The sequence below is a fragment of the Pseudomonas sp. H3_D04 genome, assembly GCF_054669175.1.
This window is the reverse complement of the sequence record NZ_CP162801.1, coordinates 4467357-4483219: the sequence shown is the minus strand read 5'-3', so window position 1 is coordinate 4483219 and position 15863 is coordinate 4467357. Positions and strand designations below refer to the sequence as shown.

The 15863-nt window shown below is 58.0% G+C and carries 21 protein-coding genes and 1 pseudogene; 15 read left to right on the top strand and 7 right to left on the bottom strand.

All coding sequences use genetic code 11. The features are described from left to right. Positions 1-21: 21 nt before the first annotated feature. The 7 genes from AB4N91_RS20825 to AB4N91_RS20795 all read right to left on the bottom strand — a co-directional run bounded on the left by AB4N91_RS20825 (position 22) and on the right by AB4N91_RS20795 (position 3638). The gene (locus AB4N91_RS20825; protein ID WP_458725672.1) at positions 22-843 is read right to left on the bottom strand and encodes a YfdQ family protein; all 822 of its coding nucleotides are present in this window, start codon (positions 841-843) and stop codon (positions 22-24) included. A gap of 28 nt (positions 844-871) precedes the next feature. Continuing rightward, positions 872-1216 carry a hypothetical protein gene (locus tag AB4N91_RS20820; RefSeq protein WP_282412222.1) on the bottom strand — a complete coding sequence of 115 codons (345 nt, stop codon included), beginning with the start codon at positions 1214-1216 and terminating at the stop codon, positions 872-874. A gap of 58 nt (positions 1217-1274) precedes the next feature. Beyond that, positions 1275-1517 carry a pyocin activator PrtN family protein gene (locus tag AB4N91_RS20815; protein ID WP_458725671.1) on the bottom strand — a complete coding sequence of 81 codons (243 nt, stop codon included), beginning with the start codon at positions 1515-1517 and terminating at the stop codon, positions 1275-1277. Then, on the bottom strand, positions 1514-1897 hold the full coding sequence (locus tag AB4N91_RS20810; protein ID WP_458725670.1) for a hypothetical protein: 384 nt from the start codon (positions 1895-1897) through the stop codon (positions 1514-1516). Before AB4N91_RS20810 ends, AB4N91_RS20815 begins: the two co-directional genes overlap by 4 nt. After that, the gene (locus AB4N91_RS20805; RefSeq protein ID WP_460111753.1) at positions 1894-2175 is read right to left on the bottom strand and encodes a phage antirepressor KilAC domain-containing protein; all 282 of its coding nucleotides are present in this window, start codon (positions 2173-2175) and stop codon (positions 1894-1896) included. The genes AB4N91_RS20810 and AB4N91_RS20805 overlap by 4 nt, the downstream gene beginning before the upstream one ends. Positions 2176-2185: 10 nt before the next feature. Further along, positions 2186-2557 (bottom strand): hypothetical protein, encoded by a 372-nt coding sequence (locus AB4N91_RS20800; protein WP_460111752.1) that lies wholly within the window; start codon positions 2555-2557, stop codon positions 2186-2188. Positions 2558-2888: 331 nt separating this feature from the next. Next, positions 2889-3638, bottom strand: coding sequence for a S24 family peptidase (locus AB4N91_RS20795; RefSeq protein ID WP_460112675.1), 750 nt, complete (start codon positions 3636-3638; stop codon positions 2889-2891). A 106-nt stretch (positions 3639-3744) separates the two neighbouring features. Here AB4N91_RS20795 and AB4N91_RS20790 point away from each other — a divergent pair, with 106 nt between their 5' ends. From AB4N91_RS20790 to AB4N91_RS20720, 15 genes and pseudogenes are all read left to right on the top strand, one after another. Further along, a complete protein-coding gene (locus AB4N91_RS20790; RefSeq protein ID WP_282412228.1) occupies positions 3745-4002 on the top strand; it encodes a helix-turn-helix domain-containing protein in 258 nt (85 codons plus the stop codon). 140 nt (positions 4003-4142) lie between these two features. After that, on the top strand, positions 4143-4631 hold the full coding sequence (locus AB4N91_RS20785) for a phage regulatory CII family protein (protein ID WP_460111751.1): 489 nt from the start codon (positions 4143-4145) through the stop codon (positions 4629-4631). After that, on the top strand, positions 4624-4830 hold the full coding sequence (locus AB4N91_RS20780; RefSeq protein ID WP_458725665.1) for a TraR/DksA C4-type zinc finger protein: 207 nt from the start codon (positions 4624-4626) through the stop codon (positions 4828-4830). Before AB4N91_RS20785 ends, AB4N91_RS20780 begins: the two co-directional genes overlap by 8 nt. Then, positions 4827-5864, top strand: coding sequence for a PriCT-2 domain-containing protein (locus AB4N91_RS20775; protein ID WP_460111750.1), 1038 nt, complete (start codon positions 4827-4829; stop codon positions 5862-5864). Before AB4N91_RS20780 ends, AB4N91_RS20775 begins: the two co-directional genes overlap by 4 nt. Before the next feature lie 65 nt (positions 5865-5929). Next, positions 5930-7576, top strand: a pseudogene (locus AB4N91_RS20770) (DUF5906 domain-containing protein); the annotation flags it as partial. Positions 7577-7904: 328 nt separating this feature from the next. Then, positions 7905-8387: a hypothetical protein gene (locus AB4N91_RS20765; protein WP_460111749.1), complete on the top strand. Its 483-nt coding sequence runs from the start codon at positions 7905-7907 to the stop codon at positions 8385-8387. A 189-nt stretch (positions 8388-8576) separates the two neighbouring features. After that, positions 8577-8930, top strand: a complete 354-nt coding sequence (locus tag AB4N91_RS20760; RefSeq protein ID WP_460111748.1) for a putative holin — start codon at positions 8577-8579, stop codon at positions 8928-8930. After that, the gene (locus AB4N91_RS20755; protein ID WP_460111747.1) at positions 8923-9213 is read left to right on the top strand and encodes a phage holin family protein; all 291 of its coding nucleotides are present in this window, start codon (positions 8923-8925) and stop codon (positions 9211-9213) included. Before AB4N91_RS20760 ends, AB4N91_RS20755 begins: the two co-directional genes overlap by 8 nt. Beyond that, positions 9213-9581 carry an HNH endonuclease gene (locus AB4N91_RS20750; RefSeq protein WP_460111746.1) on the top strand — a complete coding sequence of 123 codons (369 nt, stop codon included), beginning with the start codon at positions 9213-9215 and terminating at the stop codon, positions 9579-9581. Before AB4N91_RS20755 ends, AB4N91_RS20750 begins: the two co-directional genes overlap by 1 nt. Positions 9582-9775: 194 nt before the next feature. Beyond that, complete coding sequence (locus AB4N91_RS20745; RefSeq protein WP_460111745.1) at positions 9776-10267, top strand: phage terminase small subunit P27 family; 492 nt, start codon at positions 9776-9778, stop codon at positions 10265-10267. Then, positions 10230-12044, top strand: a complete 1815-nt coding sequence (locus AB4N91_RS20740) for a terminase large subunit (protein WP_460111744.1) — start codon at positions 10230-10232, stop codon at positions 12042-12044. The genes AB4N91_RS20745 and AB4N91_RS20740 overlap by 38 nt, the downstream gene beginning before the upstream one ends. Then, entirely contained in the window at positions 12041-12226 is a 186-nt protein-coding gene (locus AB4N91_RS20735) for a hypothetical protein (protein WP_460111743.1), read from the top strand. The genes AB4N91_RS20740 and AB4N91_RS20735 overlap by 4 nt, the downstream gene beginning before the upstream one ends. 2 nt (positions 12227-12228) lie before the next feature. Next, a complete protein-coding gene (locus tag AB4N91_RS20730; RefSeq protein WP_460111742.1) occupies positions 12229-13500 on the top strand; it encodes a phage portal protein in 1272 nt (423 codons plus the stop codon). Further along, complete coding sequence (locus AB4N91_RS20725; RefSeq protein WP_460111741.1) at positions 13497-14441, top strand: S49 family peptidase; 945 nt, start codon at positions 13497-13499, stop codon at positions 14439-14441. The genes AB4N91_RS20730 and AB4N91_RS20725 overlap by 4 nt, the downstream gene beginning before the upstream one ends. Before the next feature lie 64 nt (positions 14442-14505). Next, positions 14506-15825, top strand: coding sequence for a phage major capsid protein (locus AB4N91_RS20720; RefSeq protein ID WP_449102166.1), 1320 nt, complete (start codon positions 14506-14508; stop codon positions 15823-15825). Positions 15826-15863: the final 38 nt, after the last annotated feature.

The window sequence follows — 15863 nt, the reverse complement described above, 5'->3', positions numbered from 1 at the left end:
GGGGTATAGCTTCGGGTTTAGTTACCGAGTTGCTTCGTACAGTGGTACGTCGTTGATCGCGCCTTTGATCTTTGTCCGGACGGCGTTGTAGGCCTCTTCCAGTACTTTTTCTGGGCGTACCAGCTCGAACCACATTTGCAGGCGGCTATCAACGATTCGGTAGCGAAAGCGTGCAGGGACGCAGAAAGCGTCACCGCCGAGGAAAGGTTTCACGCCGATGAAAAACTGTTCAGGGATATTGAGCTGACCGGTCTCGCCGGCGCGTCCGTCGATCTCTTCGTTGTAGGTCAGCTGGACCTGGCCGTTGTCCAGCCGAGTGCCTTGGCGAAATGAAATGTTCTTCTTCGCTTCCAGTGTTCTGCTGATCTCCAGCATGTCGGCGGCGCTTGGTGCTGTTGGCATGTCGTCTGGTGCGACGATGTCTTTCACGTTCTCTTCAACAAACTCGGCGAATGTGGCCTGGTCCATGCGCTTGCGATCGCCAGCTTTCCAACGGCCCCACTCGACAGTGATAGGGCAGCAATAGGTTGCGGTGTGATCGCTCCAGGCTGGCAAATCGGGTTGGTGGTAGTCGATCACCGCCGAGAATGTGCGGCCTTCGGGCCCATTGCAGAAGACCGCAGTTGCCGCAGTTGCAAATCGGTTGACGTAGGCAATGAAACTGTCGGCATCAAGCACGGTGATTTTCTGGCGGACACGCGATGGTGCGTGTTGCAGATGTTCCAGAGACTTAATGTCAACGCCGTCGGGTATCAGAGCGAATGGTGCGGCCAGATCGGCATGGTCAATCGGTTTGCCCAGAGCTTGGGCTAGGGTCACGAGATGTTGAATTGCTTGCTGCATTGGATGTGCTCCATTTTGGTGAGAGGCTTTACTGCGAAACGTTGCGAAGGCTTGCGGGGTTTTCCTCTTCAATCACAGGGCGAAGCTGCAAGTCTTGCTGCCGTGGGTCGCGGCGGGTGAGGTTGCCCTCAGGAGTCAGGAAGAACAGGGAGGTACCGCGAGACAGAACCGGTTCCTTCACTTTGACGTCAGCCTTGATGTTCATCTGGCCGCGCCCGTCGGGCTTGTAGTTCAGTTCGATCACCAGCTTCCCGGCTTTGCCGGACAGGCGAATGGCATCGATCAGGCTGTATTGGGCCTCGCTCAGTTCATCGAGCAAGCCGCCGGCCTCGATGTCTCGTAGCGTGTCGATGAAGGGTCGTGCTTTGCTCATGTGCTGTGCCTCATTGAGTGCGAGTTGTTTGCCCCTGGTCGGCAGGGGCACCGGTGAGTCAAGCTGCTGCCTTGGTTGCTTGGGCGTCGAGAAAGTCGGCCAGGTCGTGCAGGTACACCACACGTTGTGCGCGCGCTGACCCGTGCAGGCGCTTTACCAACAGCGCGATGCGGCCGGCCTTGATTTCCGTCAGCAGATAGCGGTCGGTCCGGATGTGTGGGAAATACTGTTCGCGTACTGCCGACAGGGTCGGGCAGGGTGTTGCGAACTGGCGGCGCAATTGGTCAAGTGTGTCGCTCACGCGGCTTCCTCCCCGTGCCCCTCCGATCGGGGCACCAATTTCAGGCGGATCAATTCGGCGAGGCCCTCTTTGCTTTTGCCCATGGCAGCGGCGCAGATCCGGCCGTTTCCGTCAGCAACAACGGCGCCGAATGGGTATTCCGGTGAGTTGGTTGGGGTGACGTAAGCCACCTGGCCTTCTTGAATCACGCCGTTAACGCAGCGAAAGACTTCGGCCAGTTCCAGAGTGCGGCAAGGAATGTTGCCCAGCAGGTCAATGGCTTCGCTGGCAGCGCCGATCAGCGTGGCTCGACTGACGACGCCCGGGCTGTCCAGATAGATCGGGATCAGCCGTAGGGCGCCAAGGGCTTGTGTGTACGCGTTGAAGTAGTTGGTTTTCATGCTGCAGCGTCCTTGTTCTGTGCCTTGATGCCGATGCCGAGCTGCTTTGCCAGCCATTCGACGCCGCGCTCAGTCACCATCACTACTGCGTAGTGGCTGTAGCCTTTGATGTTGTCGTTCCAGCGGCTACGTGGTTCGGAGAACAGGTGGCCACGATCGCGATGCTGACTGGCGAGCTCGCCGCTTTGGGTCAAAACACGGAGCTCGCGGAGTTGGCTGCGAAATTTGCGGGGTTTGAGACCGAGTACGGCGGCGGTTTCGTCCAGTGTGCGGTTCATGGCGCTGTCCTCAGGCTGCGATCAGTTTGCGAACTCGGTCTAGCAATGCTTCCGAGTCGGCCAGTGCTTGATCGATCTGCGCCAAGCGGCCGATTTGGTCTGGTGGGGCGGGTTGCGCCGACTCGATTCGGCCATTCGCAATGTCCTGAATGAACTCTCGCAGGTGCAGGTGGTTGGCCCTGTCTGCGCGCTTGAGGGTCAATTCACCGGTAAGGCCGCCCAGGTCAACGTTTATGACTGCGGTGGACTCGGTGAGCTCGACTTCAAATTTCGCGTGGATGGTTTGCTCAGGTCGCTGGAGAGGGCATACGGCTGCGCCGCCGACTTGCAGCATGTGGTGCAACAGATCTTGCTTTGCGAGGGGGATGAGATAGCTATTCATGCTGCGTCGCCCCCGAAAGGCCAGAGACTGTCGGTGGCGGAGGTGGATGGCTCGACAGCTGCGGGACGGCCTTTAGGAGTGGTGATTACCAACAGGCCGGTTTGGCGCTGAATGGCTTCGACGGCGGCCCGGCTACTGCATGCCGACGGGTGCAGATATACCGGGCAGCGGGTGTTGCTGTGCTGTGTGGTTTGCATGGCTCGTACTCTTGGGTGAGAGGGGTACGAGGGCTAGACTACAATTCAATTTGTAATATGGTCAACAGGTAAATTTGTATTTTGGTTTTTGGTGAAAAAAAACCCGCTTGATGCGGGCTTTTTATTTGGGAGTGTCAGCGAAGGACTGAGTACCAGAACACTCTGCCAATGATGATTATCGATTCCGAGCGAATTCTTTCCTGGGAGTATTCCTCGTCGGGATACTCGTCTCTGTTGAAACTCCGCATCCTGATGCCGCCGAGGGGTAAGCGATAGAGCATTTTTACGCGAAGCTCATCGTTGTGACTGATCGCATAAATGTCCCCGTCCTTAAACTCTTTTTTCCCTTGATCAACGCCGACCGTGCTGCCGTTTGGAAGTACCGGCTCCATGCTGTTGCCATACACCGTGACGCAGACTGCGTTGTCGGGTTCGACTCCTTGCCTGCGTAGGGAAATTTTGCCGAAGCGAAGCTTTGACCTCACGTGGGCCTGAGTGACGGCCCTGCCATTTCCCGCCGAGAGCTGAACTTCCTTGAGCAATGGAACCTCGATTTCATCGTCATCTAGCGGCGTCTCGTCATCCCAAACTTCAATTGGGCCGAGCATGACCGCCTCAGGAGCGGTTGATGTCTTTTGTTCTCCATTGAGAGCGGCAACTTCATCTATAGAGATTCCGAGTACCTGGGCTATCTGAATGGCGAAGCGCGTGTTTTTGGTGTCGCCGGCTTCGAAAGCTGCGTAGGTCTGCTGGCTGAAGGTTTCTTCCGGTCCCAACAGAGACCTCACTTTCTCAGCGAGTGCTACCTGGCTGAGCTTGAGTTGCTTTCGGCGAGCCTTGAATAAGGCTGCTACGGCAGATGGATTTTTCGAGGCTTTAGTCATCCCTGAATAATACAAATGATTTTGTACTCCATCCAACACGCTAAATTGTTGCGCAAATACAAATTTAGCTGTAATTTCTGTTTGTACTTTCTGCTTTGAGGTCCCCATGAACCACTCTGATGAGATGCGCTTAGCGCTGGTTGAAGCTGTCGAGGCGGCCAAAGGTCAGGTCGCCTTCGCGCAAGTCATGTCGAGCCCGGGGCGTGTGGTTTCGCAGCAGATCGTCTCGTATTGGCTGAAGCGGGGGTATTTGCCCGCTGAACTTGTAGTTAGAGCCGAGTTGATGACCGGTGTTTCTCGGTTTCGACTTCGCCCTGACGTCTTCTGCGTACCGCAAGACCTTCAAGAATCAAAAGCTGCTTAATAAAGGTGCCGAGCTGGGGCCTCTCACCAAAGATCCCCCAGCTCAGCTACGACGACACACAGCACATGCACATCGGTCGTGGTCGTAGGATAGGGTTTACCCTGGACTATGGCTACACCGTAAACAGGGGATTTACGGTTATGAGTCGCACAGATCTTTTGCCGGACGCTGGTCCGGTCCTTCCTTTGCGCCAGGCGATCTATCGCGCTGGTCGTGACTACAGGGGCGGAATCACCGCCCTTGCCTTTGACATGGTGTTGGAGAACGACACCCTCCAGAAGAAACTCAAGCTTGATGAAGAGCGCCGGTGGCTGAATCCTGATGAGCTAGAAGAGCTGATCAGGCTGACTGGCGATGCCCGTCTGCTCGATGCGCTGATGCGTCCGGCGGGTGCGGTCTGGTATCGCCCTGTGCCGGTACCGGCGACACGTGATGCCTTGAAAGCGGTTGGCAAGTTGCTCGGCGAGACCGGCGAGTTTGTTGCCGCGATGCATGATGGCGCTGCCGACAACGTTTGGGAGCTTCACGAAGTTCTTGATCTTGAAAAGCAGGGCATGGACGTGATCCGCGAAATCCTCGGCATCATGGCCGGTGCGCGGCAGGCGATGGAGGATCGCGCTGATGGCTGACGATATCGATCGCGCCAACGATCAGGCGCAATACCTGCTCGACGTTGCTATCCATCGCAATCGACGTGTGCCTACAAGCCGTGTCAGCGCGCAGTTCTGCGAAGACTGCGATGACCCAATCCCGTTGCTTCGACAGCAGACGATTGAAGGTTGCGAAACCTGCGTCCACTGTCAGGGGTTGCGGGAGGCGCGGCGATGAGTGACGACAAGATCCCTCTACAGCTTTCCGATCTGCCGCATCTTCTTCAATACATATCGCCGGACTCACGAGATACGTGGGTCGAGGTGGGTATGGGCTTGAAGGCTGAATTCGGTCAGGACGGCTACGGCCCGTGGAATGTCTGGAGCCAGAGCAGCAAAAGCTACGACGGCAAGGCTGCCTTGTCCGTCTGGAAGTCATTCAAAAAGGGCGGTACCGGCATGGGTACCGTGATCAAGCTGGCACACGATGCTGGCTGGCGTCCTGAAAAAACTGAAATGACCGCCGAGGAAAAGAAGCGGTTCGCGGCGGAAGCGGAGGCGAGGCGCAAACAGCGTCAGGCTGAGGTCGAGGCTGATGAGGCGCTACTTGAGGAGATGCGTTCACTGGTCGCGGAAAGCTGTCAGCGGATCTGGAACGAGCATTGCCGACCAGATGGCCAGAGTGCTTATCTGGAACGAAAACAAGTCGGTGCCTTCGGTATCGGCTTTTTCAATACGACCGTGATTCTGTCCATTGATGACCACAACAAGCGCTGCCAGGTGTGGTCCGGCAGCAACGCCATGCAGTTTTTCAACAATCTGCCTAAGCCGCGACCGGCATCACTGAGCTTCCTGATGTTCAAGCCCGGCAGCATTGCGATTCCGCTGCGGGATCTGGCGGGCAAGCTTTGGAGCCTTCAATCGATCAACGGGCAGGGCACCAAGCTGTTTCCGAAGTATGGCCGCAAGTCAGGCTGCTTTCATGTGCTGGGCGTTGTCGATTCACCGGTTGTCGTTGCAGCCGCCGAGGGTTACGCGACTGCTGCCAGCGTGCACATGGCAAGCGGGTGGCCGGTAGCGATGGCCGTTGACTCGGGCAACCTGGTCAATGTCGTCAGGTCCATACGTTCTCTTCATCCGACGGCGGCAATAGTTGTCGCGGGTGACGATGATCCGGACGCAACTGGCAATCCCGGTCGAACTAAAGCAGAAGCTGCTGCCGTTGAGGTCGGTGGCTTCGCTGCGTTTCCTTATTTTGGGGAGGCTGCCTGATGGCCAAGGATTGGAATGATTTGCACATCGAGCAAGGTCTTGATGTTGTTCGTGCCCAGCTCGACGCGGCGGCACTGTCTGCTGCATCTGCCCGACTGAACGATCTTCCCCATGCCCCATCTTTGGAAGAGCCTGCCGAAAACGGCGCTGCTACTCCAGAGGGGGGCGGGGGGAATCCGTGGACGGCTGAGCGGATCTTCACCCGGTTTGCTTTGGTTGAGGGTAAGACTGCGATCTTCGATACCTTCAAGCGAGTGATCATCAAGAAGTCGGCGTTCGAAATGCTGGTGACCAAACCGCTGGCCAAAGACTGGTTGGAGTTGCCGGTAAAGAAGGTTATCGCCGATGACATGGCTGAGCGTCTGGCCAACAAGGCGAAGGCCGAGGCCAAGTTCAAACAGGTCAGCGGCAACGGGATGGCGCCGGTCGAGCGTTACGTTTACATCGATGGCACCAAGGACTCGTGGGATATCCAAAAGCGCCGGCGGATTCCCGAGGGCGCGCTGAAAATGTCGTTGGGTGATGCGTATGGCATGTGGTTGAACAGTCCGGATCGCCGCACGGTGGACATGGAGCACATCGTGTTTGATCCATGCATGACGAAAGACCCTGAGGTGTACATCAACACCTTCGAGGGTTTGCCATTGGTGCCGGATAACGACCTGGGGAAATGCCGCACGCTGAAGTCGCTCATTCCGTTCTTGTGCAACGGCGACAAGGCCGCCACTGACTGGCTGACAAAGTGGTTGGCATACCCGCTGCAAAACGTCGGTGCCAAGATGGATACCGCCGTGCTGTTGCATTCGACAATGGAAGGCAGCGGCAAAAGCCTTCTGTTCAGCGACATCATGGGTCAAATCTACGGTGACTGCGGTGCCACAGTCGGCCAAGCGCAGCTTGAGTCGAACTGGACCGTCTGGCAGTCGAACAAGCTTTACGGCGTGTTCGAAGAGGTCGTTAGCCGGGACCAGCGATACAACCAGGTTGGCAAGATCAAACACATGGTCACCGGCAAAACAGTCCGCATGGAGTCGAAGTTTGTGAACGGTTGGGAGGAGGCCAACCACATGAACGCGGTGTTCCTTTCGAACGAGATCATGCCGTGGCCTATCGGTGAGAACGACCGGCGCATGTTGGTGGTGTGGCCCAAGGGCACGCTACCTGCCAATGCTCAGAAGAAGGTCGCGCATGAACTGGCGAATGGCGGAGTAGAGGCACTTTACGACTACTTGCTCAGCTATCCGCTGGGCGACTTCGATGAGCGTACACGTCCGCCCAATACTGATGCCCGCCAGCGGCTGGTGGAGTTGAGCATGGCCAGCTGGCAGACCTTCCTCCGTGAATGGCGTCATGGCTTGCTCGGTGCGCCTTTCGATATCTGCGTGAGTAGTGATCTGTACGCGCTCTTCCTGGAATGGTGCCACCGGAACAAAGAGCATTCGTTGAGTCACACGAAGTTCAGCGGGTTCATTTCGACGGAGGTGGACAAGGTGCAGCGCGTGCCTTGGATGGAAGGGGCGCGGCGGGCGTTCGGGACCTTCTTCTTTCCCTGGTCTGGCATTGACCCGGCGCCTTCCCCCGCCCCATCTATGACCGCTGGCGCGCTCGGAACGGCTGTGGCCAAGTGGAGAGATCAGGCTCGTTCTGGCGGATGGAGTGTGGATAGTTGGGATCACGTGAAGTTTGCTGACAAGGGGAGTGCGGCGGCATGACGACCAATCGTGTGTCAGGTGTGTTTCCTCTGTTTCAGGCTGGCCACGGCAACCTGACACAGCTACAGGCCGCGCTGTTACTGGCTTTGCGTCGGTCCGTGTCAGGTGTGTCAGGTTTAACACGTGCGCAGGCATACGCACATCATCAACAGTCCAGCTTAAAACAACATTCTTTTTGTTTTTTTATGCGTGAAGAACTACCCAACACACCTAACACACCTGACACAGTTATTTTAAAGCATTGTTTTATAAGGTTTTTAGGTGTGTCAGGTTTGTGTCGGGTTGTGGGTTTTTTGTGTCGGGTTCGGTTTGTTCGGGAGAGCTGGTGATGATCGAAGAAATTGAAGTGCTGTTGAACCACTGGGGAGAGCAGTGCCGTAAGAACGGTGAGAGCGGCGGCATGGGCAGTCCGATGGCCACGATCATGGAGTGGGGTGGTTGTGCGCCACGCGGCACACCTGGGTCACGGATCATTCTCGGTGCTGGTGCAGGACCAGATAGCGTTGCCCAAGAGATCACGGCGGCGCTGGCAGAGATCGCACGGCAGGATGATCGAGGCGTGATGTTGCAGCGGCTGGCTGCGTTGCGATATGGCGATGATCCGGCGCCGACGTGGTTGATGCAGATGCACCTGGTAGGGATGGCGTCCAGCGCCAAGCAGACTTACTACGACCAGGTGCATTGCCTGCATGTGAGACTGTTGCAGGTGCTCACTGATCGGGCTGGGGCGCGCAAGTGGCTTGCCACTGGTCGGGGCGGAATGCCTCAAAGTCTCCTCAAAGCTGCGTCAAAGTTGCGTCAAGTCGGATAACCGAAAATGCCCCCTTTTCGGTTCCGTACTGAGGGGGTAAAAAGTCCCCACGATATGGAATTTGCGCCTTGGCGCTGACCTCGCACGTGCTGTGCAGCTTCACCCGGCCCTCCCTGTGCCGGTCACCTAACCCCGCTTCGGCGGGGTTTTTATTTTCGGCCCGATGGGTGTCTGCAATGGAGAATCAGCATGAGCGAGCCGGCAACTATTGTCGTGGCCGGTGGTGTGGGACTGGCTGCTACTGGCCTGCTAGCGGGCGTTGACATGCTCGCAGTAATCGGCGCGCTGGCTGGCTCGCTGGTGTTCTTCACCACGACCGAGGAATTGCCCGTATGGAAGCGCGTACTGTTCCTGCTCGTCTCTTTCGTGATGGGTTACATGTTCGCCCCTGGCATGGCCGAGGTTGAGTTGTTCGGCACCAGGCCATTCAAGTACACCGGGCCGGCGGCGTTCGGTGCTTCGGTTGTGGTTGTTACCGTTGCACTGGCCATCATCAAGCGGCGCGGCCTCATTGCTGAACAGCAAGGGAGGCAGGATGGATAGTCAACTATTGCAGCAGGTCCTGACGCAAGCGACGTTCTGGTTGTGTGTTGCGTTGTTCGTTCGGCTGTTTACCTTCAAGCGGCATGGTGCTCGGTTCCGGCGGAACATGAGTTGCCTCGCCTGGCTGGTGATGGTCGCGTCGGGCTCTGCGGTGGTGTACATCGGAAAGGGCCTGTTGGTCATGCCGCACAACTCGTGGCCGTTGGTGTTACTGCTTTCGGTGTTCGTGGGTTCGGTCTGCAAAAGCTCGGGCAACCTCGCCCGCGTATGGAAGATGGGTTAATGAGCAAGGTATCTGATGACCGACGCGGCAGCAGTACTGAGCGGGGTTACGGGTACAAGTGGCAGAAGTCCCGCGATGGTCATTTGCGTCAGCATCCCTATTGCACGATGTGCTCGACCGATCAGCGACCCGTGGCGGCGACTATCGTCGACCACAAGATCGCGCCCAAGCTAAAGGATGCTAAGGACAGCGGCGACCCGGTCCGCATCAAAGCGGCGTGGAAGTTGTTCTGGAATCCGAAGAACTGGGCGAGCCTGTGTAAGTTCTGCCATGACTCTACCAAGCAGCGGATGGAGAAGAGCGGCAGGCTCCCCGGGTGCAATGCTGATGGCTTGCCACTCGACCCTGGACATCATTGGAATCGATGATCAGCTGACTGACACGCACCAAAAAAAGGCGCTCCCCCGGGTAGGGGGGGTGAAAAACTTTCGCGGGAATTTGTTCTAGACCGCTCGCCCCCCTCTCCTCGCAAAGTCGGGAAATATGAGGGGAGGGGGGTATCAATCGACAGGGGTTTGTTATGGCCGGAAACGGAAACTCGGGTCGCCCTGGAAAACCAGCGGTGCTCAAACTTTTGCAGGGAAATCGAGGTCGGGAAAATCGCGATGACCTGCTGGCAGAGGCTGCGGCCTCGGCGATTCCCGTCGGGGCGCCACCGATGCCTGATGTCCTCTCGGCTGAGGCTGTCGCGGAATGGGAGCAACTGGTGCCCGCATTGATCGCTCTCGGCATCGTTTCACAATTGGATTCGATGGCGCTGGCCACGTATTGCCAGGCCGTTGCTGATTGGCGGCGCTACCAGCGGTTGATCGCCACGCGAAACGCTGCGTCGGCTGACGCATTGGGCGGCGATATACAGACCTTCAAGACCGGCGCGCAACAGATGCACGTCCTTCGGCAGCTCGCGAACGACGCGGAGAAGCGTGCCAATGCTGCCGGCGCCCAGTTCGGCATGTCGCCAATGTCCCGGCGCAACCTGAAAACTGCACCGGCACCGCAAGGTGATCTATTCCCAAATGACCAACGAGACGCCGCAGACAAGTACTTCAGCTGACGACCGAGTCACCGGCTTTGCGCAAGCCGTCCTAGACGGAGAAATCGTCGCCGGCCCCAACGTCCGTAACGCCTGTAAACGCCACCTTCGTGATCTTGAGCACGGCCCGTCTCGCGGTTTGATCTGGGATCTTGAGCGCGTCAACCGCGCCCTCGGCTTTTTCGAAGATGTCCTTTGCCTCAACGGCGGCGATTACGAAGGCATGCCCTTCATGCTCGCGCCCTGGCAAGCCTTTGTCGTCGGTAGTTTATTCGGCTGGATGACCGATGACGGTTTTCGCCGCTTCCGACTCGGCTACATCGAAACAGGAAAAGGCTCGGGGAAAAGCCCCTTGGTCGCCGGCATCGGCCTATATGGTTTGGTTGCCGACGGTGAGCAGCGCGCCGAAATCTACGCAGCCGCCACCAAGCGCGACCAGGCAATGATCCTGTTTCGTGATGCTGTGTCGATGGTCGACATGTCGAAGAAACTTCGCTCGCGACTTGTGCAGTCGGGTCGCGACGAAAAGGTTTGGAACCTGTTCTACCCGAACACCAATTCCTTTTTCCGGCCGATCAGCGCCGACGAAGGCAAGTCCGGCCCACGGCCACATATTGGTTTGCTCGACGAGCTGCACGAGCACAAGACGGCCTCGACCGTGAACATGATGCGGGCCGGTACCAAGAACCGTCGCAAAGCGATGGTCGTGATGATCACCAACAGCGGTTCCGACAAGAAGACGGTCTGCGGTCAGTACCACGACCTGGGCGTTCGGATCTGCGCAGCCATCGAAGATGATGACAGCTTCTTCGCTTTCATCTGCTCGCTGGATGAAGGTGACGATCCGTTCAAGGACGAATCCTGCTGGCCCAAGGTAAACCCCTCGTTGGACTACATCGCCGAGGGGCAGAGCGATGGCATCCCAGGCCGCAAGTATTTGCGTGAGCAGGTCCAGTCGGCCCGAGGGTTGCCGGCTCAGGAGTCGGTGGTGCGCCGGCTTAACTTCTGCGAGTGGACTCAAGCGGATGCCCCGTGGATTTCTTGGGGTGTTTGGAAGCAGGCCGAAGAGCGTGTGCCAATGCGTCTTCTGCGGAACCGCCGCTGCGTCGGCGGGCTCGATCTCGCCAGCACCACGGACTTGACCGCATTCGTCCTTATCTTCTGGCCGGCACCTCACGACCCGCACTGGCGGCTGCTCCCTTATTTCTGGATTCCCGACGACGACCTGCAAGGGCGTGAGGATCGCGACAAGGTCCCCTACGCCATGTGGATTAAAGGCGGTCACCTTGAAACGACCCCGGGCAGGGCCATCAGCAAGCTGCATGTGTTGCGCCGCCTGGTCACGATCTGTGCGTACTTCGACGTCGAGCGCATTGCTTATGACCGCTGGCGCATCGAAGACCTGTTGCAGCTGATGTCCGAATACGACATCTCGCTGCCGGAAATGGTGGGCTTCGGCCAGGGCTACAAAGACATGGGCCCGGCAGTTGATGAGTTTGAAAGGCGCCTGCTGGGCTTGTCGCCCGAGCAGGATGTGATTGACCTTGATCCGAGTGAGTGGGAGGTCGTCGAAAGCGAGACAGTCGAAACCCTGCGTCACGACGGCAACCCCGTCATGACCTGGAACGCTGGCAACGCGGTGATTGTTTCCGATCCAGCCAACAACCGAAAGGCCGACAAGGCCAAGGCAACCGGTCGGATCGACGGAATCGTCGCATCCATCATGGCCGTCGGCATCAGCAGCAAGGCTGCTGGGCCGAGTGGCAAATCCATCTACGACGAAGGGGCGGGTATATGAAATTGGTCATCCTTTCATGGCTGGCCGGTCTGCTGGGCTTCGGGTTGCTGGTGTACGGCGTGGCAATGATCAGCACGCCGGCGGCCTGCATCGTCGCCGGCATCGGCTTAATGGCCTGGTCATTCCTTGCCGATCGCGCATCCGCCGCACTGAAAGCCAAATCTAAGCCCCAAGGAGGTTGAGCATGTTCTTTTCAAGCGTGCTCGGCGAGGGGCGCGGCAATCTGACAGAAGCGGGCGGCGGCTTTTGGCGTGGAATTCTGGGTGGTGGTCGCAACAGTACGGGCGTCAAGGTCACGCCCGAGTCAGCACTGGGCCTGCCGATCCTGCAAAACTGCGTCACGCTGCTGGCCGAGACCATGGGGCAATTGCCTTGTGAGATGTACCGCCGACTGGATAAGGGCCAGCGCGAAGCGGCCATCAACCACCCGGCGTATGACGTCCTTCGGTATCAGCCGAACGGGTTTCAGACGCCTTATGAATACCGTGAGTGCACGCAGGGTGCTGCCGGTTTGCGGGGCAACGCTTACAGCTTCATTGATCGCCGGGACGACGGAAACGTCACGGCCCTCTGGCCATTGTGCAACGACAAGGTGCAGGTGCTGAAAGGCGGCGACATGCTGCCGTATTACCGGATCAGCGGCGGGGAAACTCTGCCGATGCGTATGATCCACCACGTGCGGTGGTTCAGCACCAACCATTACGTTGGGCTGTCGCCGATTGAGGTGCATGCCGAATCGTTAGGCTTGGCTCAGGCGGTGCGCCAATACACGGGCAAAAGCTTCGCCAACGGCGTGACCGTCTCCGGTGTGATCGAGCGCCCGCGTGAAGCCCCGGCGATCAAGGATCAAAGCAGCATCGACAAGATCGTCGATCAGTGGGGCCAGAAATTCGGCGGCATGGACAACGCCAAGAAGGTTGCGTTGTTGCAGGAAGGCATGACCTTCAAGCCTGTCTCCATGAACAACGTGGACGCCGAGGTGTTGGGGATTCTTAAAACCACCGGCACCGATATCGCCCGGATTTATAAGATCCCGCTGCCCATGGTCAACGACCTGGAGAAGTCCAACTACAACACCCTTGAGCAGTTGATGATTCAGTTTGTGGTGTTCGCACTGTTGCCTTGGGTGAAGCGTCACGAGCAGTCGATGATGCGGGACTTCCTGCTGCCTGCTGACCGGCGCGAGTACTTCATTGAGTTCAACCTGTCCGGCCTGCTGCGCGGTGACCAGAAGAGTCGCTATGAGGCCTACGCCATTGGACGGCAGTGGGGCTGGCTCAGCGTCAATGACATCCGCCGGCTGGAGAACATGCCTCCGGTACCGGGCGGGGATATTTACTTGCAACCGCTGAACATGGTGGACGCAGGCAAGGGCGCCGCTGATTTGACCAACCCCAACGTGCGAGCGCAGCTCGAACTGCAGCACGCTGAAATAGAGAGGATTCTCGCGCAATGAAAAACTACCTGCGAGCCTCCAGCCTGCTGTTCAATCAGCCGCTGTTGGTGACGCCTGACATGTTGGACCTGGGCGTTCGCTGGGCCAACCAGGCAATGAGCTTGAACATCGTCAACATCGGCGCCGTAGCAGGCACCGGTCTATGGTCGGACGATGGCCTGGACCGCATCGCCCAGCGCGAAGAAGAGCGTCGGACTGCAATCGCGCGCACTGGCATTGAGGTGATTCCGGTCAGCGGAGTGCTGGTCAGTCGCGGTAGCCACGTGAGCATGTGCGAGACGATGACCAGCTATGAAACGCTACGGGCTCAGATTAGCAACGCTGTTGCGGATCCGATGGTCGAGCGCATCGTGTTGGACATCGACAGTCCCGGAGGTTCTGCCGTCGGCGCCTTCGAGTTGGCGGCGGACATTCGCGCCATGGCCCAGCAGAAGCCCATCACCGGTATCGTCAACTTCATGGCCTACAGCGGCGGCTACCTGATCGGTGCCGCCTGTAGCGAACTGGTGGTGAGCCAGACCAGTGGCGTCGGATCGATCGGCGTCATCGCCAGCCACATGGATCGTTCCAAGATGGAAGAAGGCATGGGCGTCAAGGTGACCACCGTGTTTGCCGGCGCTCACAAAAATGACCTTAGCCCTCACGAACCGTTGAGTGACCAGTCACTCAAGTACCTCAACGACGTTGTGCAGGAGAGCTATCAGCTCTTCGTCAATGCGATTGCCGACTACCGCGGGCTCTCGGTGCAACAAGTCATTGCCACTGAGGCGGGCCTGTATCGAGGGCAGGCGGGTATCGCGGCAGGCCTCGCCGATCGCATGCAAAGTCCTCAACAAGCTGTCGATGATTTATCCAACTCGGTGGCCTTGAGCCGAGCCAACCGCCAGCAAGGCCGACTTTCGGTCCGTGCAGCTGCACTGAATTTTCAAACCCAGATCTGACCGCGTTCGCGGCAGTCGTTCGAAGCCCGCCGTGTGCGGGTTTTTTTTATGCCCAGGAGGCACCATGTCCCTTGTACTTCAATTGCGTAGCGAACGCGCCAAACTCAATGAGTCGCTTCAGGCTCTGGCCAAGCTTGAGTCTGGTGGTGAAACCCTGTCGGCTGAGCAGCTGACTCAATTCGCCAGTCTGGAGGCTCAGTTCAATGCGCTGACTGACAAGATCAGTCGAGCGGAACAGGCCGAGCGAATGGCAGCAGCGAGCGCTGTCCCCGTAAGTGAATCGGCGCAAGGCCGCACCGGGCCGCCACCAGGTTACATTTCCGGGTCGGGTCCAGCTGATGCGCCAGGTGTGCGGATGGCTCAGATGGTCCGTTTGCTGGCTGCGGCGGGAGGCAATCAGCAGCAGGCCGCACAAATGGCACAACAAGGTGGGTATTCCACTGACGTTGCCATGGCGTTGAGCACTGTGACGCCGGGAGCCGGTGGTGTGTTGGTACCTCAAAATTTCGCAACCGAGATCATCGAGGCTCTGCGCCCGATGTCGGTTGTGCGCAAGATGGGCACCCGGAGTCTGCCGTTGAACAACGGCAACCTGACCATGCCGCGTATCACTGGCAACACCATTGTGACCTACATCGGTACCGAAACCGATATCCCGATCACTGGCATGACGTTCGCTGATACAAAGCTTTCCGCAAAAAAAGCGGCAGCGATTGTGCCTATCTCGAATGACCTCATTGCCAACGCCGGGATCAGTCCTCGTATTGACGACATTGTCGTGAACGATCTGGCGGTGTCGATGGGTCTCTCGGAGGACCTGCACTTCATTCGCGCCGACGGTACCGGCACACTGCCAAAGGGTATGCGCTATTGGGCACAAGCGTTCAACGTGTTACCAGCTCCTGACACCGCTGGCATCACCCTGGAACAAATCGACCTGTTCTGCGGCGGCATGATGCTTCGTATCGAAACGGCCAACGTGATGATGAAGGACTGCGGTTGGCTGATGCATCCGCGCGTGTTCCGTTGGTTGCAGTCGCTGCGTGATGGCAACGGCAACAAAGCCTATCCGGAAATTGAACAGGGCTTGTTCAAGGGTTACCCGGTTGGTCTGAGCAACCAGATCCCAGTCAACCTCGGCGCCGGCGGCAACGAGACCGAATTCTACTTCGTCAACTTCGCCGACATGATGATCGGCGAAGACATGGACCTGACGATCTCGTTCAGTAATGAGGCGTCGTACAAGGACTCCGAGGGCAACATGGTCAGCGCTTTCCAGCGTGACCAGACCCTGGTCAAGGTAATCGCCAAGCATGACTTCGGTCCACGCCACGTCGAGTGCATCGTGGTCGCCGTCGCCGTGAAGTGGGGCGCTGGCATGTAATCCTTTTGCCCCGCTTCGGCGGGGCTTTGCATATCTGA